The following is a 24,124-nucleotide window of genomic DNA, read 5'->3' as shown; positions in this document are numbered from 1 at the left end:
GTCAGCTAGCGCCGGGTGGTTAGCCTCGGCGTCAATTCGTCTCGCCTGGCGTGAAGCCGATCATGTAGACGGCCGCCAGCACGAGGGCGAGCGCGAAGATGGTGATGACGAAGGTGAGCATCCCGTTGCGGGCTTTGGATCCGGTGTCTTTTGCCATGCCCCGTCAACGACTTGATACCGTTTTGGTTCCGACAGGAAGAAGATGATGCCGGGATCAGTTGCCGTCCAGCGGTTCGACCCCTTGCGGGTTTCCGGCGCGATCCAGGCGGATCTTCTCGATGCGGTTTTCGGCGGCGTTGAGCAGTTTCTCGCAGTGCTTCTTCAGCGCTTCGCCGCGCTCGTAGATGGCGATCGACTCGTCCAGCGCCACGTCGCCGCGCTCCAGGCGGGCGACGATGCTCTCCAGCTCGGCGACCGCCTTCTCGAACGTATAGGCGCTCACGTCCAGGACTTCCGCGTTCTCCGCCATTCTCAGCCTTTCATCAGTCTTATGATGTGCATGCCCGCCGATTCGGCGAGACCTTCCAGATCATAGCCGCCTTCCAGCAGGCTGACGACCCGGTTGCCGCTGTATTTCCCGGCGATTTCCATCAGCCTGCCTGTCGCCCAGTCGAAATCGTCGCCGGTCAGATTGATCTGCGCCAGCGGATCGCGGTGGTGGGCGTCGAAGCCGGCCGAGATCAGCAGGAAGTCCGGGCGGAAGTTCTCGAGTGCCGGCAGCACGCGGCTCTTGAACGCGTCGCGAAAATGCTCGCTGCCGTCATTGGTGGCGAGCGGCGCGTTGACGACGTTGTTTTTCGTGCCCGTCTCATCGCGGGCGCCGGTGCCGGGGTAGAGCGGCATCTGGTGGGTCGAACAGAACAGCACCGACGGATCGTCCCAGAAGATGTCCTGGGTGCCGTTGCCGTGATGCACGTCCCAGTCGACGATCGCGACCCGCTCGACGCCATAGGTCTTCTGCGCATGGCGGGCGGCAATGGCGATGTTGTTGAACAGGCAGAAGCCCATCGCCTTGGACTTTTCGGCGTGGTGGCCGGGCGGACGCGAGGCGACGAAGACGTTGTCGGCCTTGCCGGTGAATACGTCGTCGACGGCGGCCATCGCCCCGCCGATGCCGGTCAGTGCCGCAGCCAGGCTCCTGGAACTGAGATAGGTGTCGGATTCCAGCTGGTGGATCTCGCCTTCCTCTTCCGGCACCTGCCGCATCACCGACAGGAAATGGCTCTCGGGATGCGCCAGCATCACCGCATCCTCGTTTGCCTGCGGCGCCTCGATCCGTTCGAGCCGGCCGAAGTTCGGATGCTCGAGCGCGATCGCCAGCGACCGCAGCCGGTCGGCACGCTCCGGATGACCGGCAGGCGTCGTGTGCTCCAGGAAGATCGTGTTCTCGTAGAGGCGGGTGGTCATGCATCGGCTCCTGCCGCGCCGGATGGGCGGTTGCAGGCGAGATGGCGCAAACCGGAGCGCATTTCAAGCAGGAGGCTCGCCGTGCCGCTTGTTCATCGTCGGCAACTCCGCTTAAATGAGTGAAACCGCAAGCGAGGCTGGCGTGGCACAGGCAGGTGAAATGACGCCCTACCGGTTCGACGTGCCGTTCCGCGATGTCGGACTGCGCGGCGAGATGCACAGCGCTGCCTATGTGACCTATGCCGAGGAGGCGCTGTCGCGCTTCTGGAATGCCCGCCAAGCCGAGGCCGGCGATCCGGCCTTCTGCGTCGCCAAGGTCGCCTGCAGCCTGCTCAAGCCTCTGCATCTGGGTGACGCCGTCGAGGCGCGGGTGAAGGTCAGCAAGATCGGCGGCAAGTCGGCCGCATTCGCCGTGCAGATGTACCGCGGCGAGGAGCTCGCAGCGGAGGCCGAGATCGGCTGGTCCGCCTGCGACCCTGAGACAGGTTCCCCGGCCCAACTCCCCGAGGAACTGCGCGACTGGCTCTATCGCTACCTCGATTGAGTGATGCCGCCGGGGTCAGTCGATCCCCAGCCGCTCGATCTCCTCGTCGGTCAGCTCGAAGCGTCGCTTGATGAAATCTGCCGGAATGCCGAGCCGCGCCGCCACGTAGAGGTCCGGCTTGCGCTGTTCGATCGGCGGAATGTAGATCGTCGAGATGCTGCTGATCATGCTGACGTCGAGACCGGTCAGCGTCGTCGGCAGGATCAGCGGATCGCAGACCGGATAGCGTGCCGCCTCGTACACCGTCAGCGGATGGTCCGGCGGATAGAACTCCAGCAGCCGGTCGACCAGAACCTGCAGCTTGTCCGGCGACAGCGAGATCTTGTAACCGACTTCGCCGAGGACCCCGACCTGCCACAGCACGAGCGCGTTGCGCGGATCGAAGGTGCGGTGGAAGATCAGGAAATCGGTCGCCTCGAAGGTTTGGCACCCCTTGCGCGCCGGGTCGATGCCGAGATCGGCGAACAGGCAGTCTTCCGCAGAGATCCCCGGCAGCATCACCGCCGGAAAGCCTTCCAGCCGGGCCCGCGCGATCGCCCGGTGCGAGGGAAACACGAAGATGCCGGGATGGCCGTAGAACACCGCGCAGACGTTGAGGCCGCGGCGCACGTGCTCGAGCAGGTAATCGGTGATGTCGAGATAGGTCGTCAGCCGGCTGTCGCGGCCGGTATAGAAGGGCTGCAGCGATTCCGCCGTCGGGTTGAGCGATTTCAGCCAGTATTCTGTGCCCGGGTCGGTCACCAGGTAGAACACCCGGTCGGCCGCCTCGATATGTGCCTTGGCTTCAAGGCTGGTCTGGGCGGCAAGCTTGATGCCGACGCCGACCACGGCAAGGAAGCCGGTCTCCGCCCGGTTCTCGACCGGGTTTTCCCCTGCGGGATGGACGCGCTCCATCTCGATCACGCTCATGCTGTTCTCCATGTCGATGAGAGCAGGGCCGGTTGCTCGTCGAAGCAGGCGACCCTGCGGGGCTGCCTACAGGATGACGATGACGGTCCAGACGGTGTCGTCGGCGGCGGCCTTCAGGCTGCCCTTGAGGGCGGCCGAGTGAAGCGCCGACTGGATCATGTTCGGATCTCGAGACAATAGCACCGACTCCTCGATCGGCGAGAGGTTCGCGGCGGCGATGACCGCCTGCGGGTTGTCGCGGAACTTTTTGGCGGTCGTTCCGTCGGTGGCGATGCTGACCAGAAGTTTATCGATGGCGGGCATGATGAAATTCCTTTGCGCTCGGTGTGAGGACGGATGACCTCAGAGGACCACCACGAGGATGTTGACGATGTCGGCATCGGCGCTGGCGAAGTTCTCGCGGATGGCGTTGTGGATCGCCGGCGCGTCCTTGCTCTTGATCACCTTGGCCGCGGCTTCGGAAATGCCGAAGCGCCGCATCTCCGCATCCGGATTGGCGTGGAAGCGCTTCAGCGCGCCTGCATCCATCGACATCCCGACCATGAATCGGGCCACTTCCTTGTTGCTCATGTCATGTCTCCCGTTGCCGATTGTTTGTTCCGCCCGGAGCTGGAAGGGCCGTAAGTTGCAGGCCCGCGGAGATAAACGTTATGCGCGAGCACTATGGTCATGATCCGCAAAGGTTGTAAATCGGAAATTGCTGGCGCAATAATGTTCAAGCGGAGGTTGTAAGCGGTGGCAGGGCAGTCCGCCAACGAAAAAGGGGCGCCCGCTCGTGCGGACGCCCCTTGGGATATCAGGGAGTTTGTGGTGGCGTCAGGCGCGCTGCGTCAGCAGCGGGTAGCCGACCATCACCGCACGGGCCGCAAGCGACGCGATCGCCGCCTTCAGGATATCGCCTGGAATGAAGGCCAGCGACCCGAGCAGCACCTTGTCGAGCGGCGTACCGGCAGCGAACGAAACCCACGGAATGCCGATGGCATAGACGACGACCACGCCGCCGATCAGGCTTGCGGCAAGAAAGCCGGCCACCTGCCGCGCTGCCGACTGGTTTTCGCGCACCAGGCGCTCGGCGATGAGGCCGGTGACGAAGGTGCCGATGATCCAGCCGAGGATGTAGCCGGCCGTCGGCCCCATCAGCACGCCGAGCCCGCCGCGGCCGCCCGACAGCACCGGCAGGCCGATCGCCACCAGAACAACCAGCAGCACGTAGGCGAGAGCGCCGCGCCGTGCGCCGATGATGCAGCCTGCCAGCATCACGCCCATCGACTGGGCGGTGATCGGCACGGGAATGAAGCCGAGCGTGACGGGCGGGATCAGGCCGAGCACGACGATGATCGCCGTGAACAGGGCCGACAAGACGAGGTCCTTGGTGGTCATTGAGTTGGATCCTTGCGACTGAACTTCGGTCATCTTACTGACCACGAATGCCGCGTGCGTCAATCGCCTCGGCAATGGCGTCGGCATCCTTGAGCACCGAGATGATCAGCGGCCCCAGCAGCCGGTGCAGCCGCACGGGCACGCCGCGCGCCTGGTGCGCCTCCTTGAGGCGGGCGTAGCGGAGGTGGATTTCCGGCACGAAGCGCATCACCAGGCCGAAGGCAAGGCCCACATCGGCGGCCTTCAGCAGGCCGAGGCGCTCCAGGGGCCGGGCAAGAGCCGTCAGCGTGTCGATGAAGGCGGCGATCGTCGTCGTTGCAGTGACGCTTGCCGCGACAAGCAGCAGGGCGACCAGCCGCAGCACGCTTGCCAGCGCCTCGGCGGCCGGCAGGAAGACCAGGTTGAAGAGGCCAAGGATGGCGATGGTGAACAGCACCGGGCGGATCCGCCGGAAGGCCTCGCCCGGGCGCATGCCCAGCCGGACGTACACAATCGCGCCGAGACCGGCGGCGATCCCCAGTGGAAGCGGCCGTTCGACGAGGAACAGGCCGATGCTGATGACCAGCAGCGCCGCAAGCTTCAGACGGACCGGCAGCCGGTGCAGCCAGGTATTACCGTCGATGTCGAGGCTGGTCAGCATCCGGCGATCTCGCGGTATCGGACAATCGCTGTTTCGCCTGGTCCGTCGAAGGCAAGCCTCCCCTCGTGGAAGACCAGCACGCGGGCGAAATCGCGCACCAGGTCGAGGTCGTGGCTGATGACGATCGCCTGCTCTTCGAGGCTGTCGATGGCCGCCTTCACCAAGCTGCGGTTCTTCAGGTCGAGCTGGTTCGTCGGCTCGTCGAACAGGATCAACTGCGGCCGGTTGACGACGACGGCGGCAAGCGCTGCGAGCTGCAACTGGCCGCCGGAAAGCTCGTGCGGCCGTCGCGCGGCGATCTCGGAAATGCCGAACCGGTGCAACACCGCATCGACAGCCGCATCGAGTGGCGCGCCCTTCAGGCCGCGGCTTTTCGGTCCGAGCGCGATGTCGTCGCGGACGATCGGCAGGATGATCTGATTGCCCGGGTTCTGGAAGATGAAGCCGGTCGCCGCCATCACCGGTTTGGCATCGGCGACGGTGTTCAGCCCGTCGAGCGTCACGCGTCCGGCGGTCGGCTTGGCAAGCCCGTTCACAAGCCGCGCAAAGCTCGTCTTGCCGGAACCGTTAAGGCCGATGACGCCGATACGCGCCTCTGAGAGTTCCAGGCTGAGCGGCTTCAGCGCGATCCGTTCGCCGTAGCGCAGTTCCGCTCTGTCGAAGATGATGTACACGGTTGGTAAAGCCCCCTGGACGTGCCGCCTCTATAGACCCGGTCGGCGGGGAGGGCAAGGATGCGCAGAATTCCTCAGGAGGGCGCCCCCTCTGCGCGCATCGTGACGGCCGGAGGTTTGCCGTTGAACAAACGGCGAACGTCGGCTAGCCTTGCCGCATGACGATTCTGATCGACAACACCCAAGCGCGAAAGATCTTCCTTGAGCGGCAGGGGCTGTCGCGCCCGCCGAACCGGCAGCTCGGCCGGCAGGGACTGTACGAGCTGATCGAGGAGCTCGGCTTCGTCCAGATCGACAGCATTCAGACGGTCGAGCGGGCGCACCACCAGATCCTGTTCTCACGCAACCAGACCTACCGCCGCGAGGACCTGACGGCGCTGCTCGAAAAGGACCGGCTGCTCTTCGAGCACTGGACCCATGACGCGGCGATCATCCCGTCGGCCTTCTTTCCCTATTGGAAGCATCGCTTTCTCCGCCGCGAGGAGAGGATCCGTGCCAACTGGTGCCGCTGGCAGGGGGAGGGCTACGATTCCGCCTTCGAGGACACCCACCAGCGCATCCGCGACAGTGGTCCGGTGATGGCGCGCGAAGTCAAGGCGGAAGGCCACACGTCGGGTGGCTGGTGGAACTGGCATCCATCCAAGACCGCGCTCGAATATCTGTGGCACACCGGCAAGGTAGCGATCAGCGGACGCGTCAATTTTCAGAAGGTCTATGACCTCGCGGAGCGGGTGATCCCGCCCGATCATTTTGCGGCCGAAGTCGATCATCCGGCCTTCGTCGACTGGGCCTGCCGCTCGGCGCTGACGCGGCTAGGCTTTGCCACGTCCGGCGAGATCGCCGCATTCTGGGATCTGGTGACGCCACTGGAGGCAAAGGCCTGGCTGGCGGAGCACCGCGACGAGCTCGAGGACGTGATGCTCGGCACCGCCGACGGCCGGCAGCGACTGTCGCATGGCTTTGCCGAGCAGCTGCCGACGCTCATCGATCCGCCCGAGCCGCCGGCGAGGCTGCGGGTTCTAAGCCCCTTCGACCCGCTGCTGCGCGACCGCGACCGGGCCGAGCGGCTGTTCGGTTTCAACTATCGGATCGAGGTCTTCGTGCCCGAGCCGAAGCGGCAATACGGCTACTATGTCTTTCCGCTGCTCGAGGGCACGCGGATGGTCGGCCGGATCGACATGAAGGCGGATCGCAAGGCGGGCGTCCTGCAGGTCAGGCGGATCTGGTGGGAGAAAGGCGTGCGCGCCTCCGCCGGTCGCCTGGAAAAGCTCGATGCGGAGCTTGGAAGGCTTGCCAGGTTTACCGGCGTCGAGCGGATCGAATATTCCAACGGATGGCGTGCGTGAAATTTATGGAAGAGGGGAGTGCCATGGACACCAGCGGCTATCATGTCGAAGACCGCTTCCCACCGCTCGACGACTACCTGCACCTGCGCCAGGCGTCCGGCCTCACGCCGTTTTCGGCGGAAGCCGCCGCCATCGGGCTGAAGGGCACGCTGTTTGGCGTGCGCGTTGTCCAGGATGACTGTATCGTCGGCATGGGTCGCATCATCGGTGACGGCGGCTGCTTCTTCCAGGTCACCGACATTGCGGTTCTGCCGGAGCACCAGGGCAAGGGGCTCGGCAAGCGGATCATGGCGGCGCTGGTGGCATACCTGCGGGACAATGCGCCGGCCACCGCCTATGTCAGCCTGATCGCTGACGTGCCGGCCAATCGCCTCTACGCCCAGTTCGGCTTCGAGGAAACCGCGCCGCGCTCGGTCGGCATGGCGATGAAGATCGCCAGGTGAGGGGCGATCGGGCGGCAGATGCCGCCCGCTGGAGTTCCTGACAGCCGCCGTCAGACGGTGTCGTTGGACGTTATTCTGGTGCCGAAGCCTTCCCTCGACACAGTTACGAACGGCCCAGATAATCCATCTTGCCGACCGGCACACCCTTGTGGCGCAGCAGCGCGTAGGCCGTGGTCACGTGGAAGAAGAAGTTGGGGATGGCAAAGCCCAGCACGTAGTCGCGGGCGGTAAAGGTGCGGACGCCGCCGCCGGACTTCACCTCGACGATCGCGTCGTCGCGTCCGTCCATCGATGCAGCGGGCACGGCTTTGAGGAAAGCGATAGTCTTGGCGATGCGCGCCTGCAGGTCGTCGAAGCTTTGTTCGTCATCCTGCATCGACTGGTTCTCGACCTCGCCGACCCGGACTGGGGCAAACTTTGCCGTGTCGCTGGCCCGCTGGATCTGCGCGATCAGGTTGCCCATGTCTGGAAAGAGCCGAGCTTCGAGCAGGTCGCTGTCGGCAAGCCCGCTCTCCTTGGCGAAGGCGCGTCCCTTCTCCAGAATGGCGGAAAGGTTGCCCAGGCCGCGGATGAAGACCGGCACGCTCACCTCGTAGAGTGTCACTGACATCAAATTTTCCTTGAAAGAGAACGTCGTTTGTCCGGTGCTGCCGGCAGCCGGACAAGTGGGACTGCGGCGAGAGCCACGCAAGTGGTCGGACTGCGATAATTTGCGATTTAATACGTTGCTTGGATGCGATAATCATGTGCTAAATGCTGCATGAAGACCCTGGTTCTTTCCATCGCCGCGGCCAAAGACCTCGATAATCTTCCCCTCAATGCGCGGCATCAGGTGTCGGACGCCTTGATCAACTATGCCATCAAGGGCGAAGGGGACGTCAAGATGCTGAAGGGTAGGGCCGGCTATCGTCTGCGTGTCGGACGCTACCGTGTCATCTTTGATGAAGATGCCAACACCATTCTCGCGATCTATATCGGGAAACGCGAGACAAGCACCTACAACAGAAATTGAGAAGCCGTCATGCATAAGATCCAGATCATTACTGCCAGCAACGGCGAGGAAATGGTTGTCCTGTCCAAGGCAGATTATGATGCCATGGTCGCCGCTCTGATGAGCGATGCCGAAGACGATGATGATGTCGCCCTCTACGACGCGCGCAAGGCGGAACTTGACGCCGATGGTCTGCTGCCTGCCGAAGTATCGATCGCCATCTTGCGGGGTGATCATCGGATCAAGGCGCTACGCGCTTCGCGCGGCCTGACACAACAGCAGCTCGCGGCGAAGACCGGCCTTGGGCAGGGATTTCTATCGGACCTGGAAAATGGTCGCCGGAACGTCACCGACGCCGTCGCTCAAAATCTGTCGACCGTTCTCGGCGTTCCAGCTTCCTGGTTCAAAGGCTAGCCCATGGTCTGCCCACAACCGTCCGTCGGGTAAAAACTCCCGGCGAAATGCCGTCTGCCGGGTGTCAGAGGATCACGGTCTCGCCGATCCGGATGCCGAAGCCTTCGAGCCCCACATAGTGACGCTCGCGGCTGGTCATCAGCTTGATCGAGCTGACGCCGAGATCCTTGAGGATCTGGGCTCCGAGGCCGATTTCGAGCCACTCGCTGTCGCGCACCTGGGCATTGCCGTGATCTTCCGTGCCCATGCGCGAACGGCGATTGGTGCCCTTCTGGCCGACGCCGACCGATCCCTCGCGCAGGTAGATGATCACGCCGCGCTTCTCTTCGGCGATCCGGTCCATGTAGCGTTCGATCGAGCGGGTATCGCCGAACACGTCGCTGGCGACGTTTTCCAGATGCAGGCGCACCGGAATGTCGACGCCGTCGCGGATATCGCCGAACACCACCGCCAGATGCTGCATCGGGTCCCAGGGCAGCGAATAGGCATGCGCCGTCGCCGGGCCGATGGGCGTCGCCATGTCGAAGCTCGACTGCAGTTCGATCAGCGTTTCCTTGCGCTGGCGGTAGGCGATGAGGTCGGCAACCGAGACCTGCAGCAGCTTGTGCTTTTCGGCGAAGGCCGTGACATCCGGTCCGCGCATGACAGTGCCATCGTCGTTGACGAGCTCGCTGATCACGCCGACGGGCGGCAGGTCGGCCAGCCGGCAGAGGTCGACGGCAGCCTCCGTATGGCCGGAGCGCATCAGCACGCCGCCCTCGCGGGCGATCAGCGGGAAAATGTGGCCCGGGCGGACGAAGTCGGCGGGGCCGACATTCGGGTTGGCGAGGTTGCGCACGGTCAGCGTCCGGTCGTCGGCGGAAATGCCGGTCGTCGTGCCGTGCTTGAAATCGACGCTGACGGTGAAGGCCGTCGTGTGGGCGCTGTCGTTTTCCGCCACCATGGCGTTGAGGTTGAGGCGCTTGGCCTCCTCGCGCGGCATCGGCGTGCAGACGATGCCGGAGGTGTGGCGCACGATGAAGGCCATCTTTTCCGCCGTGCAGTGCACCGCGGCGACGATGAGATCGCCTTCGTTTTCGCGATCGTCGTCGTCGGTGACGACAACGATCTCGCCTGCTTCAAAGGCACGGATGGCGTCGGCGACGCGCTTCTGATCGAACGGCATTGTCTTGATCCTGTTGTTCTCTGGAGCCGGGCTACCGCTGACGGCCGGTTTGGCCGCGGTCGCGCAGGTAATGATCGGCAAGCACGCAGGCCACCATCGCCTCGCCGATCGGTGCGGCACGGATGCCGACGCACGGGTCGTGGCGGCCCTTGGTGCGGACATCGACATTGTTGCCGTCGGCATCGATGGACAGGCGCTCGGTGAGGATCGACGAGGTCGGCTTCACGGCAAACCGCGCGACAAGCGGCTGGCCGGTTGAAATGCCGCCAAGCACGCCGCCGGCGTGATTGGAGAGGAACATCGGTACGCCGTCATTGCCCATCCGCATCTCGTCGGCATTGTCCTCGCCGGACAGTTCGGCGGCGGCAAAACCTTCGCCGATCTCGACGCCCTTGACCGCGTTGATCGACATCAGCGCCGAGGCGATTTCCTGGTCGAGCTTGCCGTAGATCGGCGCGCCGAGACCTGCCGGCACGCCTTCGGCCACGATCTCGATGACGGCGCCGATCGACGAGCCGGACTTGCGGATGTCGTCGAGATACTCTTCCCACACCGGCACCATCTGCGCATCCGGGCAGAAGAACGGGTTCTGGTCGACCTGTGCCCAGTCCCAGTTGGCGCGGTTGATTCTGTGGCGGCCGATCTGCGTCAGCGCGCCGCGAACGGTCACGCCCGGCAGTACCTTGCGGGCCAGCACGCCGGCGGCCACCCGGGCGGCGGTCTCGCGCGCCGAGGAGCGGCCGCCGCCGCGGTAGTCGCGAATGCCGTATTTGACGTCGTAGGCGAAGTCCGCATGGCCGGGCCGGTAGCGGCGGGCGATTTCGCCGTAGTCCTTGGAGCGCTGGTCGGTATTCTCGATCAGCATCGACACCGGCGTGCCGGTCGTCACCATGGTCACGCCATCGTCCGACAGCATGACGCCCGACAGCACCTTAACCACGTCGTCCTCGCGCCTCTGGGTGACGAAGCGGGACTGGCCCGGCTTGCGCTTGTCCATGAAGCTCTGGATCTCCTCCTGGGTGAAGGCGAGGCCCGGAGGGCAGCCGTCGACCACGCAGCCGAGCGCGGGACCATGGCTTTCACCCCATGTGGTGACGCGGAAGAGATGACCGAACGTGTTATGCGACATGAGACCTGACCGTTGGGCAACCGAGGCCGCCATGACGTTGAGCGGCCCTGTCATAGTGGAAAAGCGGGACCGGTGGAAAGGCCTTTTTGTGCTGCAAACGGCGCCGGATCAGAGACGCTGTGTCGTGTTCAGGCGGCTTTGGGGAAACCGCCGCGGGCCGCTTGGGTGAAATGGTCAAACGACAGCGGGCGAGCGAATGCGTAGCCCTGCAGCATGTCGCAGCCGAGCCGACGCAGCAGTTCCGCATGTTCCATCGTCTCCACGCCCTCTGCCACGGTCTCGACGCCGAGCGACTTGGCGATCTCGATGATCGACCGTACCAGCGACCGTTCCTGCGGCGAGGTGAGGATCGGCATTACCAGCTGCCGGTCGATCTTCAGGCGCTTCGGCGTCAGTTTCAGAAGGCTGACGATCGAGGTGTGCCCGGTGCCGAAGTCGTCAATCTCGATGTCGATCCCGAGCGCCTTGATGCGCGCCAGGTTGTGCGTGACGACGTCCTCGCTCTCGTCAAGGAAGATCGATTCCACCAACTCGAAGGCGATCTGGCCCGGCCGGATTGCCAGTGTCTCCAGGGTGGCGATCAGGCTTTCGTCCTTCAGCCGCTTGGAGGAGACGTTGACCGAGACGCGCGGCACGACGATCCCCTGCGCCTGCCAGCGCATCTGGTCGGTCAGCACCGTCTCCAGCACCACCTGGTCGATGGCAGCCGAGACGTTCAGATCCTCTGCGATGTCGAGGAAAGCGTCCGGCGTCAGCAGGCCACGATACGGATGCTCCCACCGCACCAGCGCCTCGACGCCGATCAGCTGCATCGTCCTTGCGCAGAACTGCGGCTGGTACCAGGTGGCGAACTGGCTGGTCTCGAGCGCCGTCAGCAGCTCGTCGGCGGTGCGCTTGTGGTTGATGATCTCGGCTTGCAGATTGTGCGTGAAGAACTCGTAGCGATTGCGGCCCTGGCGCTTGGCTCGGTAGAGCGCGATATCGGCGTTGATCAGCGTCCGGCGCGCATCGATGCGCAGGCCGCTCGCCTCGGCAATGCCGATCGAGACGCCGCAGCGGCACGAGAAGCCGTCATAGTCGAGCGGCTGGCGAAGGGCGGTGATGATCCGGTTTGCCAGCCCGGCGATCGCCTCGGCGTCGCGGCCATCGCGCACCAGGATGACGAATTCGTCGCCGCCGATGCGCGCCACGACGTCCTGCGGGTCGACGCTGCTGGTCAGGATACGTGCCGCGTGCATCAGCATGGCGTCGCCGGCCGCATGGCCGAGCGTGTCGTTGATCTGCTTGAAGCGGTCGAGGTCGAGGTGCAGGATCGATACCTGCAGCCGCTCGATGCAGCTGTCCTTGGCCAGCGCGTCGAGCTCCAGGTCGAGCTTGCGGCGGTTGGCGAGCTGCGTCAGCGGGTCGTGCAGGGCGTTGTGCTCGATCCGGTGCTTGGCCTGCTCCAGCTCGACATTCTTGGCTTCCGCCTCCTGCATCGCAGCTTGCAGCTGCTGCGTCAGGCGCATGTCCTCGGTCACGTCGAAGGCAATGCCGACGATCTTCAGCGAGCCGTCGCGCATGCTGTGGGCCTTGCCGAACGACCGGACGAAACGGATGCTGCCGTCCGGCTGCGGCACGCGCACGGTCAGCGTCTCGCGCATTGACCGCGGGAACTTTGGCGACACCGTCTCGGCGACCTCCCGGTCCTCCGGGTGGATCAGCGTCAGCCACTGCTGGGCGCTGATCCGGCCGTCGGTGTGGGGGATGCCATAAAGCTGGCACATGCGCGCATCCCAGACTTCCGTCCGGGTAATCGGATTGCATTCCCAGATGCCGCAATTGTAGGAGGCGAGCGCCAGATCCAGCCGCGTCGAGAGTTCTTCGAGGTCCTGTTCGCGGTTGGACAGCTCGTCGAGCGCCAGCTCCAGCTCGGCGTTCTTGATGTCGCTGTTTTCCTTCGCCTCACGCAGCGTCTGGTTGACCATGATGTCGGAGGTGATATCCCAGACGATGCCGGTGGTGCGGGCACTGCCGTCGCTGCCGCGATAGGTGGCGCCGGCGGAACGCAGGTGACGGATCTCGCCGTCCGGAAGCTGTACGCGGTAGACCTGCGCGCAGGGAGCGGTGGAGCAGATGCAGGTGAAGAAATGCGCTTCGGCCGCCCCGACGTCGGGCGGATAGACGGAGCGCAGCCAGTCGTTAAGCCGACTGGTGCCGGTATCGATATGCCGGCCGTGCAGCATGGCCGCCCGAACGTCCCAGCACAGGTAGTTGTCCTCCGTCACTTCCCAGATGCCGATGTTCGGCGTCTCCATCGCCAGGTTGAACTTCTGCGACAGGTCGAGGAGGCTCGCCTCGCGGGCCTTCAACATGGCGATGTGGCGGTTGCGCTCCCTTACCAGGATGCTGCCGATCAACGCCGGAATGATCGTTGCAAGGGCTGCGATGATCAGGAAGAAGCGAAAGGAGAGTGGGTCCTGCGCCAAGCTGTCGCCGAATGCCGCTATTCCCGCCTGACCTTCAGCCGCCGCATGCAGCGCATAGTGGGACTGGATCTCGACATAGGCGAACGCTGTGCCACCCGCGACGCCCAGGGACGCTAGTCCGAGCGCGATCGTCAGCGAATTTCGCCAACTGGCGGACGCCTGGTCCGGGCGCCGTGAGGCAGACAGCTTGGGCAACAAATGCAAGGCCTTCTCTTGAGACTGCGCAGTGATCGGCCCGACGCTAGGGACTGCCAGTTAATTTCCCCTTGAGCTGGACTGCATGAACTACTCCCCTATTTCTTGTCCCGGTTGTGCATGACGGACGGGCTTGGAACGGGTGCCGGCAGAAAAGGTTAATATCCACAAAGGAAATCGCAGCTAAATTGTCATCAATCAGGTCAAATTTCGCCACAATCAGAAGGCAGAAAACCGTTGATAAACAAAAAGCTTGCCCCGTTTATGAAAGTCTCGTCGATGCGCATCCTGATTGCCGCCCTGCTGGCCACTGCAAGCCTCTTGTCCCCGCTGTCTGGGAGCGCGCAAAGCATGGATGTCGAGGCGACGATCAAGTCGATCGACGTGAAGCAGCTGAACCTGACGCTGGACGACGGGAAGACCTACAAGGTGCCGGAGGAATTCAATTTCGACGGGCTGTCGTCAGGCGTCAAGGTCGTCGTCTTCTACACCGTCGTCGACGGCACGCGGGTCATCGACGACCTGCAGGTCCTGTCGCAGTAACATCCAGGCAAGCACTCTTTGGACGCTCGGAACGGGCTGCCGCTCAGAGCCACTCGGCCTTGCCGAGATCGCGGTCGATGATGAGCACCCGGTCCTGCGGGATGGCTGACTTCGCCGCCTCCGTCTCGTCCCACCCTCCGACCAGCTTCAGGATCGAACGGATCACGCCACCATGGCTGACGCAGACAGTCGGCCTGTCCACCGATTGCAGCCAGGCGCCCACCCGCCACGACAGGATCTCGTAGCTTTCGGCATCCGTGCCGGGCGGAATGAAGCTCCACTTCTGGCGCGAGCGCATCTTCAGGCGGTCGGGTGAAACGCGGCGAACCTCGTCCAGCGTAAAGCCTTCCCAGTCGCCGAACGACAGTTCGACAAGCCGTTCGTCGGTCCGGTAGCGCAGCGGATCAAGGCCGATGGCGCCGCGTGCCAGTTCCATGGTTTCGCGGGTACGCGACAGGGGGGAGGCGACAAAATCGAAGCTGTGCGCGCCGTCACCGAGCAGGTCTCTCAACGCCGCGCCGTTCTGACGCGCCTGGGCCCGGCCGATCTCGTTGAGGCCGATATCCTTCTGCCCCTGCAGCCGGCCTTCGGCATTCCAATCGGTCTGCCCATGGCGGATCATGTAGATGAGCACGGCCGTTGCCTTAACTGCGCCTTTTAGTCTTTGACGACAGAGATATCGGGAGCGTCGACTGCCTTCATGCCGATGACATGATAGCCGCTGTCGGCATGATGGACTTCGCCGGTCACCGAGCGCGACAGATCCGACAGCATGTAGAGGCCGACATCGCCGACTTCCTCGATGGACACGGTGCGGCGCAGCGGCGCGTTATATTCGTTCCACTTGAGGATGTAGCGGAAATCGCCGATGCCGGAGGCGGCCAGCGTCTTGATCGGGCCGGCCGAGATGGCGTTGACGCGGATGTTCTTCGGGCCGAGGTCGACCGCCAGATACTTGACGCTTGCTTCGAGCGCGGCCTTGGCGACACCCATGACATTGTAGTTCGGCATCACCTTTTCGGCGCCGTAATAGGTCAGCGTCAGCATCGAGCCGCCGTCGGTCATCAGCTTTTCGGCGCGGCGTGCGACGGAGGTGAACGAGTAGACGGAAATCTGCATGGTCTTGGCAAAATTGTCCGGCGTCGTGTCGACGTAACGGCCGGTCAGTTCGTCCTTGTCCGAGAAGCCGATGGCGTGCACCAGAAAGTCGATCTTGCCCCACTGCTTCTCGATGTTGGCGAACACCTCGTCGATCGACGCCTCGTCGCTGACGTCGCAGTGGCCGGCCATCAGCGCGCCGATTTCAGCGGCCAAAGGCTCGACACGCTTCTTCAGCGCGTCTCCCTGATGGGTGAAGGCAACCTCGCCACCCTGAGCGTGAATGGCCTTGGCAATTCCCCATGCGATCGAGCGGTTGTTCGCGACACCCATGATGATGCCACGTTTGCCTGCCATGAGACCGGTTGCCTGAGCCATACTCTATCCTCTGAGACTTCGACGAAGGATGCCTATGGCATAGCCGGTCTCAGCGTTCAAGCATGACGAAGATCATCTGATGTAAGGCGGCGTAACAAAGGGTGCACGGCCCGGATGTCGTTGAGAAGCGGCTAGACGAACAGTCCGTGGCGCATGTGACGCATCAGATCGATGACTTTGGCGTCCGGCTTTTCCCACAGGAGAACCCGCAGTTCGACGATCAGGTCGCCGCGTTCGCCATCCTTTTTCAACAGGCCGAGGCCTGGAACCGTGACATACTGATCGGATCCCGACCATGCCGGCACCGAGATGGTCATCCGGCCACCGGGTGTCTCTACCTCGTGCTCGCCACCGAGAACCGCATCTTCGAGCGAGATCGACAGCGCCGTGTGCAGATCGTGACCCTCGACGCGGAATCGCTCGTCGCGACCGATCCGGACGGTGACCAGGAGGTCGCCGCGCTGCATGCCGGCCAGCCGCAGTCCCTGTCCCTTCAGCCGCACTTCCTCGCCGTCGGTCATTCCGGCCTCCAGCGGGAAGCGGATCTCGCGCTCGTCCGACAGGTGAAGCGTGACGATGTTGAGCTTCAGCATGTCCTCAAGGCTGACATTGGCCGAGGCCAGAAGGTCAGGTGCCTTTTCCGGCGGCGGAACTTCGCCGCGGATGCGCCGCATCAGCGAGGTGATGAGTTCGATCGCCTGCAGCGGCAGCGGCGCCGACGGCTTTGCAGCCGGTGCCTCATCGCCGGTTGTGGCGGTATCGGCAGTGTCGCCGTCGGGTGCGGTCGTCCGGCTACCCGGCTGGGCCTGGCCCGGGGCGGCCTGTTCCTGCGATGCCCGGCTCTGTGTCTGGTAGTGTGCCTGCTGCGCCGATGTCGGGCGGGCACGCCGGCCGCCCCCGGATGCGGCTTCCGCCGTCTGCCCGAAGATCCGCTCGACGATGTCCTCGGGCGCTTCGGCGGCAGCTGCCGCCTGCGCCTGGGCACGCTGGGCATTCGCCCGCGCCAGCTCTTCCATCACCTGCTCGGCCTTGGCACGCGCAGCCTTTGCCCGCTCCTCGGCCTGTCGCGCACCTTCGCGCTGCTGCATGATCGTCTGGTGGGCTTCCGCCGCCCGGTCGTAGCGACGCCGGCGATCCGGATCCTTCAGCACCTCGTAGGCCTGGCCGACTTCGGCAAAGCGTCGGTTGGCGCTCGGGTCATCCTGGTTATGGTCCGGATGCAGGGATTTGGCCTTCGACCGCCAGGCGGCCTTGATCTCGTCGACTGCTGCATCGCGTTTGACGCCAAGAACTGAATAAGGATCGCGCATAAAAGCCACCAGTTACCTGGACGGCGCCCTCCTGTCGGATCGGAGACGCTCGCCCGCAAACAACTCCCATGCTCACGTTCCAGTTCCGTCGGCGGAGCATGGTCCATGGGCCTGTGCAAGGGGAGGCTAGCGGCTCAACAGGTAAAGATGCTTTTACGCAATCTGCGAGACTGCAATTAAGCTTACCAGAAGGTAATCAGTTCGTCCGCTGCTGGAAGTCCATCATCGACCACTGGCCCGTACCGTCGAGACAGGCCTGGCCGTTGAACTGGGCGATCCCGTCATAGGCGTGGCGGGTGGTGACGAAGCGGCGGCAGCGGGTTCCGGCATCAGCCGTCTCGTGGATCTCCGAGACGACGCCGGCGCTGCCGGTCGAGGTGTTGGCCCAGGGGAGCGGGGCGCCGGCAAGCTTTTCGACATCCGTCGAGGTGACCGCGTTCAGCACCGTCGCCTGGTCCGAGACGGCCTCCTGGGAGCGCTTCGGCACCGACGAGGTGGATATGCTGCGGTCGACCTTGGCCGTGCTGTCGAACAGGTCGAAGCTGCCGCTGGTGCAGCCGCAAAGCGAAACCGGCATAAGAATCAGAAGGGCGGCTTTGACGGTGAACGACAGCGGCATTCCCCTTTGCTTTTTCGTTTTTGCGGTCACAGCCACCTTGCGTCCAATCCGGAAAAGGTTCACGGGTTCACTCGATCAGATCGGGAGCGTTTAAGTCAATATGTCCGAAGAACGGTTAACAAGCGGTGACTTCACCGAGGAAAGCGAGCCTTTCGCGCTGTTCGGCGAATGGCTGAAGGAAGCCGAGGGATCCGAGATCAACGACCCCAATGCCGTGGCGCTCGCCACCGTCGATAGCGACGGATTGCCCAATGTCCGGATGGTTCTTCTGAAGGGTTTCGACACGCGCGGCTTTGTTTTCTACACCAATTTCGAGAGCCGCAAGGGACAGGAAATCCTCGGCCAGAAGAAGGCCGCCATGTGCTTTCACTGGAAATCGCTGCGCCGCCAGGTGCGCGTCCGTGGTCCGGTGACGGTCGTCTCCGACGAAGAGGCGGATGCCTATTACGCCTCGCGCGCCCGCGGCAGCCGCATCGGCGCCTGGGCCTCCAAGCAGTCGCGTCCGCTCGAAGGCCGGTTTGCGCTGGAAAAGGCGGTCGCGGAAGTCACGGCCCGCTACGCGATCGGCGAAATCCCGCGCCCGCCCTTCTGGTCGGGTTTCCGGATTGAGCCGGAAAGCATCGAGTTCTGGCACGACCGGCAGTTCCGGCTGCACGACCGCGTCGAATTCCGCCGCGACGGCGAGGGCTGGTCGAAGATCCGGATGTATCCGTAAGCCCCGACTGCTTGCTTACAAGTCGTCTCAGCCCTGGTGCAGGGCGAACGGGATGCCGGATGCCAGGGCCGCCACGTAGCGCGGCTCCTGATAATAGCCGTTGAGCGAGATGCGCGGCAGGCCCGTCAGCCGGTCGCGGTAGCGTTCGCAGATCGTCCCCGGCTGCGTCGTGACGGCCACCCGGAAGCCGAGCGCCAGCGCCAGCGCCTGCTCGCGCTCCGACACGGCGGCATGCGTGCCGTAAGGATAGGCGATCGTCTCCGGCCGCTGTCCGGTCAGCGTTTCCAGCCAGTCGGCAGAGCGCAGCATTTCTGCCCCGGCATCCTCGTCCGACAATCGCTTCAATGCCCGATGGCTGACCGTATGGGCTCCGAGCGAGGCCAGCGGATGGCGGCTGAGGCTGACTAGGTCCTCGTGGCCCATGGTCAGCGCTTCGGTAATCGCCAGCGGCTCCAGTCCATGCCGGCGCGCCAGCCGATCGAGCGCTTCGACGGCGATCTGCTCGTCGTTCATCTGGATGAACAGCGCGAACCGGTCGAAGGCGTCCAGCCGTTGCTGGGTAGTAGCCAGTGCGAGGCGCTGTTCGCCCGATCCGAAGTCGAAGCGGAGTTCGTCCTCGGCATCCAGCAGTTCCGCCAGCGTCTCCCACCAGATCGTGTGGCTGCGGTTGGCAAACCCCTGGTTGACGAAGACGGTGAACGGCACCTGGTGGCGCTCGAAGACCGGAAGCGCGTATTGGCTATTGTTCCGGTAGCCGTCGTCGAGGGTGAAGCAGGCGAATGGCCGCTCCGGCGGATGGGCAAGCCGGTCCGGTACCTCTGACAGCGCAATGAAATCATAGCCGTCCTCGGCAAGGCGGCGGATAGCCGCATCGAGAAAGTCCGGGGTGATTTCAAGATGTGCGTTCGGTTCGATGCGGCGGGCGCGGATCGGGCGAACATGGTGGAGGGTGAAGATCGCGCCGCGGCCACGCGCCTGGCGCATCATGCCCAGCCGGGCGAGCAGATTGGCCGTTTCCAGCCCGCCGGCGATCAGGCCACGCTTGACCCCGCGGCGCCATATGGCATCGAGATTTCCGCCCATGCGTCTCGCCGAACCTGCTGTTCACCCAGTGATACACGTCACGCTAGCGTGAAGACTGTTAAGTCTTGATAAATGCGAATGGCGAAACCGCGCCTGCCGCAGGAAGTTGTCGCGATGCAGCCGGTCTTAGCTGCGCAGCGTGCCTCTAGCGTCGAAGAAGGCGCAGCAATGGTCGAGGCTGTCGGCGACGAAGGCGCACAAAGCCCGGATCTCGTCCGTCGGCTGCAGCAGGTCCGGCACCATCACCGCCATCATGCCGGCGGCTGCGGCACTGCGGATGCCGTTGTGACTGTCCTCGAGTGCCAGGCAATCCTGTGGCGCCACGCCGAGCCGGTCGGCGGCCGCCAGATACGGATCCGGATCCGGCTTGCCGCGTGCGTAATCACCCTGCGCGATGATATGGTGGAAACGGTCCAGCACCCCGAGCGGCTGCATGTGGTGGCGCACCTGATCATGGCCGGAAGAGGTGCAGATCGCCCGCGGAATATCGTGCCGGTCGAGTATGTCGAGGAGTGCCGTGACGCCGGCCTTCAGCCGCAGCTCGGTGTCCAGCAGCAGGTTGAAGTGTTCGAGCCAGACGACGCGGAAGGCGTCGGCGTCGAAATCGCGGCCGTAATGCGCGCGCAGCAGCTCGGAGATCCCGGTCCAGGGCCGTCCCAGCATGCCCTCGTAGATCGATGGGCCGAGCGGCAGGCCCTGCTTTGCCGCGGCCGAGAGGATAGAGCTGCGGTAGAGAACTTCGCTGTCGAGCAGCAGACCGTCCATATCGAAAACGACGGCTTTTGGCGGGCGGGGAAGCATGCGGATCCTATATGTCTGTGTCGAGCTGTCGCGGTCCGAGATCCTCGAACAGTCGCAGCAGATAGCCGTCCGGGTCTGCGACGACGAACTGTCGGTTGCCGACCTCGTGATCGTTGCGCCGATACCACTTTTCCTCAAGCGGCAGATAGAGCGGAATGCCGCCATCGTGCAGGCGCTGCAGCACCGCACCGACATCGTGAATGCGGATCTGTAGGTTCAGCCCGCGACCGAACGGTCGTTGAAGCGTGGCTTCGTTACCGAAGGTGCGCCCGACGCCGATCTGGTCGATCATCAACTGCGCGCCGCCGAGGGTCAGAAAGCTGAAGCCTTCCTCGGGCCGCTCGTAGAGCACCTCGAAGCCGATCAGCCCGCAATAGAATGCGCGGCTCGCGCGCCAGTCGCTGACGGCAAGTTCAGGCACGAGAGCATTGCCGCTCGCGCCTTCGCTTCCCGCAAACGGGTCGCTCACGTACGCGTGCCGCCGACCGTCACCTGGTCCATCCTGAGATGCGGCTGGCCAACACCGACCGGCACCCACTGGCCGGCCTTGCCGCAATTGCCGATGCCGGTGTCGAGCTTGGTGTCGTTGCCGACCATCGACACCCGCTTCATGGCATCGGGACCGTTGCCGATCAGCATGGCGCCCTTGATCGCCGGGCCGATCTTGCCGTCCTCGATCATGTAGGCTTCGGTGCAGCCGAAGACGAACTTGCCGGAGGTGATGTCCACCTGGCCGCCGCCGAATGACACTGCATAGATGCCCTTCTTGACCGAGGCGATGATCTCTTCCGGAGTTTTGTCGCCCGACAGCATATAGGTATTGGTCATCCGCGGCATCGGCTGGTGGGCATAGCCCTGGCGGCGGCCGTTGCCGGTTGCCTTCATGCCCATCAGCCGGGCGTTCTGGCGGTCCTGCATGTAGCCGACCAGCCTGCCGTTCTCGATCAGCACATTGTAGCCCGACGGCGTTCCCTCGTCGTCGATGGTGATCGAGCCGCGCCGGTTGTCGATCGTCCCGTCGTCGACCACCGTCACGCCGGGGCTTGCGACCATTTCGCCGAGCAGGCCGGCAAAGGCCGACGTCTTCTTGCGATTGAAGTCGCCTTCCAGGCCGTGGCCGACGGCCTCGTGCAGCATGACGCCGGGCCAGCCGTTGCCGAGCACGACGTCCATGGTGCCGGCCGGCGCCTCGATCGCTTCCAGGTTGACCAGTGCCTGGCGCAGCGCCTCGTCGGCGCCCGTCTGCCAGTTGCCCTCGGCGATGAAATCGCCGAAGCCGATGCGTCCGCCGGTGCCGAACGAGCCGCTCTCCTGCCGGTCGCCGTCGCCGACGACGACGGAGATGTTGATGCGCGTCATCGGCCGGATGTCCTGCACCCGGTGGCCGTCGGCGCGGAGAATGTCGACCACCTGCCAGCTGGCGGCGATCGAGGCGCTCACCTGACGGACCTTCGGGTCCTTGCCGCGCAGATAGGCATCGACTTCGGCAAGCAGCCCCGCCTTGCGTTCGAAGGAGGGCGTGCCGATCGGGTTGTCGTCGCCGTAGAGCTTCTTGTTGGTGCGCTGCGGAGCGGCCGCGTAGGAACCCGAATAGCCACGGGTGACGGCCTGCACCGCATCGGCAGCGCGTGACAGCGCCGAGGCGGAAAGCTCGCCCGCATGCGCATAGCCGACGGCTTCGCCGGCCACCGCGCGCAGGCCAAAACCCTGGTCGGTGTTGAACGAACCGCCCTTCAGGCGGCCATTGTCGAAGGTCAGCGATTCCGCCTGCGCGTGCTCGATGAACAGTTCGCCATCATCGGCGCCGACGAGCGCGTCCGCAAGGATCTTGCGAAGCCGGGTCTCGTCGCAATCGAACAGATTGATCAGGTCGGTGGTCATGGGTCTTCGCTCCGCTTGCCGGATGGGTTCCTGGGCTCTGCCGGCTGGAAAACCCGACCCTCACGCCGATCCTTGTCCCGAAGGTGGGGAGGAGAAGGTGCCGACAGGCGGGGAAGGGGCCAGGTCCTGGCCCAGAGCCAGATGTCTGGGACCCGATGTAGGTCTGTCGGCAGGCCGAAGCAAGCTTGCCCGGCGCGATCATGCCTTAAGGCAGCGCGTCATAGCCTTCGGAAAAGCCGGCAAGCTCGATCGGGATGCCGACTCGGTCCTGGTCCACCGATTCCCGCAGCGCGAAGACGGCGTTCTTGCCGGCCCGCAGGATGCGCATCAGCTCGTCGTCGATCTCGACCTCGACATAGCAGCCCTCGGAAAAGCAGCGGGTGAAATAGGCGCGGCCGATATTGTTGTTGTCGACGAACAGGTCCATGCCGTCCTTCAGCAGGACGCCGAGCGGCGCCAGGATGCGCAGGATGCGCGCCTTGCGGTCGGCGGTCTTCAGCACCACGACGGACAGCCCGACCTCCGGCCGGTCCTCGGCGATGACGTTCTGCATCAGCGCGCATTGTTCAACCGTTGCCCCGGCCGGCTTGTCGCACAGCACAGACCACGAGCCGTGGCTGCCGCGCACGGTTCCCGGCTGCGTGCCGCCCGGCTGCTGCGGCGGTGTTGCCTGCGGAGCGGCCTGTACTGGCGGACGCGGTTGTTTCTCTGCCGGCTGCGCCGTCTGGGCCAGTGCCGGCCCTGCAAGCAGGACACCCGGCAGCAATGCGGCCACGACGGCGGCGCACAGAGTTGGGAAACGCATGGATACCTCGGTCTTTCGAATCAGTCTGGCTATTCTTGTCGCCGGGGAGCGCGAATGAAAAGCCCTCCACCTCTTTCCAGCCGACTGCGGCGAAAATGCGGAGCCGTCCGGACCGCCGGAAACGCCGGGCTTTCCGGCTCCCGGCGGGTTGCCGGCAAAAATGCCGCACACACGGGCGGGCGCCAAGCCTCGCCGGATATTGCGGCTGCTGCTAAACTGTGGTTGAACCAACGCCTGTAGCTTGGGAAGATGCGTGACGATCTGATCCAGATCAAACGCTTGGGGAGAGAAGTCGTGATGAACAGAGCCTATGCAGCGATGGCTGCGATGATCTGTCTGTTGTTCGCCTCGGGGGCGGGCGCCGATCAGCCTGTGCCGTGGCAGGTGGACATGCAGCAGCCGGTGACGCCGATTATGCATGAGATCAAGTGGTTCAACCACTACAGCTTGTGGTTCATCGTGCCGATCACCCTGCTGGTTCTGGCGCTGCTCGTCTGGGTCGTCGTCCGCTATCGTGCGAGCGCCAACCCGGTGCCGTCGCGCACCGCCCATCATACGATGATCGAGGTGGCCTGGACGCTCGGCCCGGTGCTGATCCTGCTGTTCCTCGCCATCCCATCGTTCAACCTCTTGAACGCGCAGCTGACGATGCCGGAAAATCCCGACATCACCGTCAAGGCGACTGCGACGCAGTGGCAGTGGAACTACGAATACGAAGGCGGTGAAAACCCGCTGGCCTTCGACAGCTACATGCTGAAGGACGAAGATCGCGCCGCCGCCGGCAAGGTGGATCCGAAGATCTATCCGCGTCTGCTGGCCGTCGACAACGAGGTTGTCCTGCCGGTCAACAAGACCGTCCGCATGCTGGTTACCGCCGCTCCGACCGACGTCATTCACGCCTTTGCCATGCCGGCTTTCGGCATCAAGATCGACGCCGTTCCCGGCCGCCTGAACGAGACGTGGTTCCGCGCCGAGAAGGAAGGTCTCTATTACGGTCAGTGTTCCGAGCTTTGCGGCAAGGACCACGCCTTCATGCCGATCGCCATTCGCGTGGTGTCGGAAGAACAATACAACACTTGGATGACCACGGCCGCCCAGGATCTGCCCGGCGCCTACAAGGCACTCGTCGCGTCGCTTGACGCGAAGTCCGGCGACCAGGTCGCTTCGGCAGAATCCAAGTAAGGGG

30 protein-coding genes are annotated in these 24,124 nt (G+C 64.1%); 8 read left to right on the top strand and 22 right to left on the bottom strand.

The window, feature by feature from the left end; all coding sequences use genetic code 11:
- Window positions 1-31: 31 nt before the first annotated feature.
- From ACR65N_RS04255 to ACR65N_RS04245, 3 genes are read right to left on the bottom strand one after another with little or no spacing between them, the layout of a single operon-like run.
- Window positions 32-157, bottom strand: coding sequence for a hypothetical protein (locus ACR65N_RS04255; RefSeq protein ID WP_430305736.1), 126 nt, complete (start codon window positions 155-157; stop codon window positions 32-34).
- Between the two features lie 57 nt (window positions 158-214).
- Complete coding sequence (locus ACR65N_RS04250; protein ID WP_430305735.1) at window positions 215-469, bottom strand: exodeoxyribonuclease VII small subunit; 255 nt, start codon at window positions 467-469, stop codon at window positions 215-217.
- A gap of 2 nt (window positions 470-471) precedes the next feature.
- A complete protein-coding gene (locus ACR65N_RS04245) occupies window positions 472-1,407 on the bottom strand; it encodes a histone deacetylase family protein (RefSeq protein WP_440455866.1) in 936 nt (311 codons plus the stop codon).
- Window positions 1,408-1,522: 115 nt separating this feature from the next.
- On the opposite strand from ACR65N_RS04245, the gene ACR65N_RS04240 reads away from it, so the two are divergent.
- Window positions 1,523-1,951: an acyl-CoA thioesterase gene (locus ACR65N_RS04240; protein ID WP_440455865.1), complete on the top strand. Its 429-nt coding sequence runs from the start codon at window positions 1,523-1,525 to the stop codon at window positions 1,949-1,951.
- Window positions 1,952-1,966: 15 nt separating this feature from the next.
- Here ACR65N_RS04240 and ACR65N_RS04235 read toward each other — a convergent pair whose 3' ends face one another.
- From ACR65N_RS04235 to ACR65N_RS04210, 6 genes are all read right to left on the bottom strand, one after another.
- Window positions 1,967-2,860, bottom strand: coding sequence for an SAM-dependent methyltransferase (locus ACR65N_RS04235; protein WP_430305732.1), 894 nt, complete (start codon window positions 2,858-2,860; stop codon window positions 1,967-1,969).
- A 66-nt stretch (window positions 2,861-2,926) separates the two neighbouring features.
- Entirely contained in the window at window positions 2,927-3,163 is a 237-nt protein-coding gene (locus ACR65N_RS04230) for a hypothetical protein (protein ID WP_430305731.1), read from the bottom strand.
- A gap of 39 nt (window positions 3,164-3,202) precedes the next feature.
- Window positions 3,203-3,430 carry a hypothetical protein gene (locus ACR65N_RS04225; RefSeq protein WP_430305730.1) on the bottom strand — a complete coding sequence of 76 codons (228 nt, stop codon included), beginning with the start codon at window positions 3,428-3,430 and terminating at the stop codon, window positions 3,203-3,205.
- 246 nt (window positions 3,431-3,676) lie between these two features.
- On the bottom strand, window positions 3,677-4,240 hold the full coding sequence (locus ACR65N_RS04220; RefSeq protein ID WP_440455864.1) for a biotin transporter BioY: 564 nt from the start codon (window positions 4,238-4,240) through the stop codon (window positions 3,677-3,679).
- 34 nt (window positions 4,241-4,274) lie between these two features.
- Window positions 4,275-4,880 (bottom strand): energy-coupling factor transporter transmembrane component T family protein, encoded by a 606-nt coding sequence (locus ACR65N_RS04215; RefSeq protein ID WP_440455863.1) that lies wholly within the window; start codon window positions 4,878-4,880, stop codon window positions 4,275-4,277.
- On the bottom strand, window positions 4,874-5,554 hold the full coding sequence (locus ACR65N_RS04210; RefSeq protein WP_440455862.1) for an energy-coupling factor ABC transporter ATP-binding protein: 681 nt from the start codon (window positions 5,552-5,554) through the stop codon (window positions 4,874-4,876). The genes ACR65N_RS04215 and ACR65N_RS04210 overlap by 7 nt, the downstream gene beginning before the upstream one ends.
- A gap of 158 nt (window positions 5,555-5,712) precedes the next feature.
- On the opposite strand from ACR65N_RS04210, the gene ACR65N_RS04205 reads away from it, so the two are divergent.
- Both ACR65N_RS04205 and ACR65N_RS04200 read left to right on the top strand, forming a co-directional pair.
- Window positions 5,713-6,900: a winged helix-turn-helix domain-containing protein gene (locus ACR65N_RS04205; protein ID WP_440455861.1), complete on the top strand. Its 1,188-nt coding sequence runs from the start codon at window positions 5,713-5,715 to the stop codon at window positions 6,898-6,900.
- 23 nt (window positions 6,901-6,923) lie between these two features.
- Window positions 6,924-7,343 carry a GNAT family N-acetyltransferase gene (locus ACR65N_RS04200; protein WP_440455860.1) on the top strand — a complete coding sequence of 140 codons (420 nt, stop codon included), beginning with the start codon at window positions 6,924-6,926 and terminating at the stop codon, window positions 7,341-7,343.
- A gap of 103 nt (window positions 7,344-7,446) precedes the next feature.
- Here the strand turns inward: ACR65N_RS04200 and ACR65N_RS04195 are convergent, their stop codons facing one another.
- Window positions 7,447-7,953: a DUF1993 domain-containing protein gene (locus tag ACR65N_RS04195; RefSeq protein ID WP_440455859.1), complete on the bottom strand. Its 507-nt coding sequence runs from the start codon at window positions 7,951-7,953 to the stop codon at window positions 7,447-7,449.
- A 150-nt stretch (window positions 7,954-8,103) separates the two neighbouring features.
- Between ACR65N_RS04195 and ACR65N_RS04190 the strand changes: the two genes are divergently transcribed.
- Window positions 8,104-8,355, top strand: coding sequence for a type II toxin-antitoxin system RelE family toxin (locus ACR65N_RS04190; protein ID WP_440455858.1), 252 nt, complete (start codon window positions 8,104-8,106; stop codon window positions 8,353-8,355).
- A gap of 9 nt (window positions 8,356-8,364) precedes the next feature.
- Complete coding sequence (locus ACR65N_RS04185) at window positions 8,365-8,748, top strand: helix-turn-helix domain-containing protein (protein ID WP_440455857.1); 384 nt, start codon at window positions 8,365-8,367, stop codon at window positions 8,746-8,748.
- Window positions 8,749-8,812: 64 nt separating this feature from the next.
- Here the strand turns inward: ACR65N_RS04185 and ribB are convergent, their stop codons facing one another.
- The 3 genes from ribB to ACR65N_RS04170 all read right to left on the bottom strand — a co-directional run bounded on the left by ribB (window position 8,813) and on the right by ACR65N_RS04170 (window position 13,705).
- The gene (gene ribB, locus ACR65N_RS04180) at window positions 8,813-9,913 is read right to left on the bottom strand and encodes a 3,4-dihydroxy-2-butanone-4-phosphate synthase (protein ID WP_440455856.1); all 1,101 of its coding nucleotides are present in this window, start codon (window positions 9,911-9,913) and stop codon (window positions 8,813-8,815) included.
- A gap of 31 nt (window positions 9,914-9,944) precedes the next feature.
- The gene (aroC, locus tag ACR65N_RS04175; protein ID WP_440455855.1) at window positions 9,945-11,042 is read right to left on the bottom strand and encodes a chorismate synthase; all 1,098 of its coding nucleotides are present in this window, start codon (window positions 11,040-11,042) and stop codon (window positions 9,945-9,947) included.
- A gap of 128 nt (window positions 11,043-11,170) precedes the next feature.
- Window positions 11,171-13,705 (bottom strand): sensor domain-containing protein, encoded by a 2,535-nt coding sequence (locus ACR65N_RS04170; protein ID WP_440455854.1) that lies wholly within the window; start codon window positions 13,703-13,705, stop codon window positions 11,171-11,173.
- 279 nt (window positions 13,706-13,984) lie between these two features.
- On the opposite strand from ACR65N_RS04170, the gene ACR65N_RS04165 reads away from it, so the two are divergent.
- The gene (locus ACR65N_RS04165) at window positions 13,985-14,248 is read left to right on the top strand and encodes a DUF1344 domain-containing protein (protein ID WP_440455853.1); all 264 of its coding nucleotides are present in this window, start codon (window positions 13,985-13,987) and stop codon (window positions 14,246-14,248) included.
- A gap of 43 nt (window positions 14,249-14,291) precedes the next feature.
- Here the strand turns inward: ACR65N_RS04165 and ACR65N_RS04160 are convergent, their stop codons facing one another.
- From ACR65N_RS04160 to ACR65N_RS04145, 4 genes are all read right to left on the bottom strand, one after another.
- Complete coding sequence (locus ACR65N_RS04160) at window positions 14,292-14,882, bottom strand: histidine phosphatase family protein (RefSeq protein WP_440455852.1); 591 nt, start codon at window positions 14,880-14,882, stop codon at window positions 14,292-14,294.
- Window positions 14,883-14,905: 23 nt separating this feature from the next.
- Window positions 14,906-15,724, bottom strand: a complete 819-nt coding sequence (gene fabI / locus ACR65N_RS04155) for an enoyl-ACP reductase FabI (protein WP_430305718.1) — start codon at window positions 15,722-15,724, stop codon at window positions 14,906-14,908.
- A 131-nt stretch (window positions 15,725-15,855) separates the two neighbouring features.
- Entirely contained in the window at window positions 15,856-17,034 is a 1,179-nt protein-coding gene (locus ACR65N_RS04150) for a J domain-containing protein (protein ID WP_440455851.1), read from the bottom strand.
- Window positions 17,035-17,230: 196 nt separating this feature from the next.
- On the bottom strand, window positions 17,231-17,653 hold the full coding sequence (locus ACR65N_RS04145; protein ID WP_440455850.1) for an RT0821/Lpp0805 family surface protein: 423 nt from the start codon (window positions 17,651-17,653) through the stop codon (window positions 17,231-17,233).
- 100 nt (window positions 17,654-17,753) lie between these two features.
- Between ACR65N_RS04145 and pdxH the strand changes: the two genes are divergently transcribed.
- Window positions 17,754-18,368, top strand: a complete 615-nt coding sequence (gene pdxH, locus ACR65N_RS04140) for a pyridoxamine 5'-phosphate oxidase (protein WP_440455849.1) — start codon at window positions 17,754-17,756, stop codon at window positions 18,366-18,368.
- Between the two features lie 27 nt (window positions 18,369-18,395).
- Here the strand turns inward: pdxH and ACR65N_RS04135 are convergent, their stop codons facing one another.
- The 5 genes from ACR65N_RS04135 to ACR65N_RS04115 form a co-directional block, all read right to left on the bottom strand.
- Window positions 18,396-19,451, bottom strand: a complete 1,056-nt coding sequence (locus tag ACR65N_RS04135) for a polysaccharide deacetylase family protein (RefSeq protein WP_440455848.1) — start codon at window positions 19,449-19,451, stop codon at window positions 18,396-18,398.
- A 126-nt stretch (window positions 19,452-19,577) separates the two neighbouring features.
- Window positions 19,578-20,252 carry an HAD family hydrolase gene (locus tag ACR65N_RS04130; protein WP_440455847.1) on the bottom strand — a complete coding sequence of 225 codons (675 nt, stop codon included), beginning with the start codon at window positions 20,250-20,252 and terminating at the stop codon, window positions 19,578-19,580.
- 7 nt (window positions 20,253-20,259) lie between these two features.
- Complete coding sequence (locus ACR65N_RS04125; RefSeq protein ID WP_440455846.1) at window positions 20,260-20,721, bottom strand: bleomycin resistance protein; 462 nt, start codon at window positions 20,719-20,721, stop codon at window positions 20,260-20,262.
- Window positions 20,718-22,133, bottom strand: coding sequence for a metalloprotease TldD (gene tldD / locus ACR65N_RS04120; protein WP_440455845.1), 1,416 nt, complete (start codon window positions 22,131-22,133; stop codon window positions 20,718-20,720). Before tldD ends, ACR65N_RS04125 begins: the two co-directional genes overlap by 4 nt.
- A 205-nt stretch (window positions 22,134-22,338) precedes the next feature.
- Window positions 22,339-22,938, bottom strand: coding sequence for an invasion associated locus B family protein (locus ACR65N_RS04115; RefSeq protein WP_430305708.1), 600 nt, complete (start codon window positions 22,936-22,938; stop codon window positions 22,339-22,341).
- A gap of 297 nt (window positions 22,939-23,235) precedes the next feature.
- Here ACR65N_RS04115 and coxB point away from each other — a divergent pair, with 297 nt between their 5' ends.
- On the top strand, window positions 23,236-24,120 hold the full coding sequence (gene coxB, locus ACR65N_RS04110) for a cytochrome c oxidase subunit II (protein ID WP_430305707.1): 885 nt from the start codon (window positions 23,236-23,238) through the stop codon (window positions 24,118-24,120).
- Window positions 24,121-24,124: the final 4 nt, after the last annotated feature.

It is taken from the genome of Rhizobium sp. SAFR-030, assembly GCF_059415005.1.
Note: the sequence above shows the minus strand (reverse complement) of the source record. Positions and strands in the feature narration are given on the sequence as shown.

Coding starts and splice junctions, on each gene's coding strand:
- ACR65N_RS04145 (WP_440455850.1), bottom strand. CDS start 17,653: ATGCCGCTGTCGTTCACCGTCAAAGCCGCCCTTCTGATTCTTATGCCG.
- ACR65N_RS04235 (WP_430305732.1), bottom strand. CDS start 2,860: ATGAGCGTGATCGAGATGGAGCGCGTCCATCCCGCAGGGGAAAACCCG.
- ACR65N_RS04195 (WP_440455859.1), bottom strand. CDS start 7,953: ATGTCAGTGACACTCTACGAGGTGAGCGTGCCGGTCTTCATCCGCGGC.
- pdxH (WP_440455849.1), top strand. CDS start 17,754: ATGTCCGAAGAACGGTTAACAAGCGGTGACTTCACCGAGGAAAGCGAG.
- aroC (WP_440455855.1), bottom strand. CDS start 11,042: ATGTCGCATAACACGTTCGGTCATCTCTTCCGCGTCACCACATGGGGT.
- ACR65N_RS04205 (WP_440455861.1), top strand. CDS start 5,713: ATGACGATTCTGATCGACAACACCCAAGCGCGAAAGATCTTCCTTGAG.
- ACR65N_RS04185 (WP_440455857.1), top strand. CDS start 8,365: ATGCATAAGATCCAGATCATTACTGCCAGCAACGGCGAGGAAATGGTT.
- ACR65N_RS04240 (WP_440455865.1), top strand. CDS start 1,523: ATGAGTGAAACCGCAAGCGAGGCTGGCGTGGCACAGGCAGGTGAAATG.
- ribB (WP_440455856.1), bottom strand. CDS start 9,913: ATGCCGTTCGATCAGAAGCGCGTCGCCGACGCCATCCGTGCCTTTGAA.
- ACR65N_RS04135 (WP_440455848.1), bottom strand. CDS start 19,451: ATGGGCGGAAATCTCGATGCCATATGGCGCCGCGGGGTCAAGCGTGGC.
- ACR65N_RS04255 (WP_430305736.1), bottom strand. CDS start 157: ATGGCAAAAGACACCGGATCCAAAGCCCGCAACGGGATGCTCACCTTC.
- ACR65N_RS04130 (WP_440455847.1), bottom strand. CDS start 20,252: ATGCTTCCCCGCCCGCCAAAAGCCGTCGTTTTCGATATGGACGGTCTG.
- coxB (WP_430305707.1), top strand. CDS start 23,236: ATGAACAGAGCCTATGCAGCGATGGCTGCGATGATCTGTCTGTTGTTC.
- ACR65N_RS04225 (WP_430305730.1), bottom strand. CDS start 3,430: ATGAGCAACAAGGAAGTGGCCCGATTCATGGTCGGGATGTCGATGGAT.
- ACR65N_RS04250 (WP_430305735.1), bottom strand. CDS start 469: ATGGCGGAGAACGCGGAAGTCCTGGACGTGAGCGCCTATACGTTCGAG.
- ACR65N_RS04190 (WP_440455858.1), top strand. CDS start 8,104: ATGAAGACCCTGGTTCTTTCCATCGCCGCGGCCAAAGACCTCGATAAT.
- ACR65N_RS04245 (WP_440455866.1), bottom strand. CDS start 1,407: ATGACCACCCGCCTCTACGAGAACACGATCTTCCTGGAGCACACGACG.
- ACR65N_RS04165 (WP_440455853.1), top strand. CDS start 13,985: ATGCGCATCCTGATTGCCGCCCTGCTGGCCACTGCAAGCCTCTTGTCC.
- ACR65N_RS04200 (WP_440455860.1), top strand. CDS start 6,924: ATGGACACCAGCGGCTATCATGTCGAAGACCGCTTCCCACCGCTCGAC.
- fabI (WP_430305718.1), bottom strand. CDS start 15,724: ATGGCTCAGGCAACCGGTCTCATGGCAGGCAAACGTGGCATCATCATG.
- ACR65N_RS04115 (WP_430305708.1), bottom strand. CDS start 22,938: ATGCGTTTCCCAACTCTGTGCGCCGCCGTCGTGGCCGCATTGCTGCCG.
- ACR65N_RS04220 (WP_440455864.1), bottom strand. CDS start 4,240: ATGACCACCAAGGACCTCGTCTTGTCGGCCCTGTTCACGGCGATCATC.
- ACR65N_RS04230 (WP_430305731.1), bottom strand. CDS start 3,163: ATGCCCGCCATCGATAAACTTCTGGTCAGCATCGCCACCGACGGAACG.
- ACR65N_RS04215 (WP_440455863.1), bottom strand. CDS start 4,880: ATGCTGACCAGCCTCGACATCGACGGTAATACCTGGCTGCACCGGCTG.
- tldD (WP_440455845.1), bottom strand. CDS start 22,133: ATGACCACCGACCTGATCAATCTGTTCGATTGCGACGAGACCCGGCTT.
- ACR65N_RS04150 (WP_440455851.1), bottom strand. CDS start 17,034: ATGCGCGATCCTTATTCAGTTCTTGGCGTCAAACGCGATGCAGCAGTC.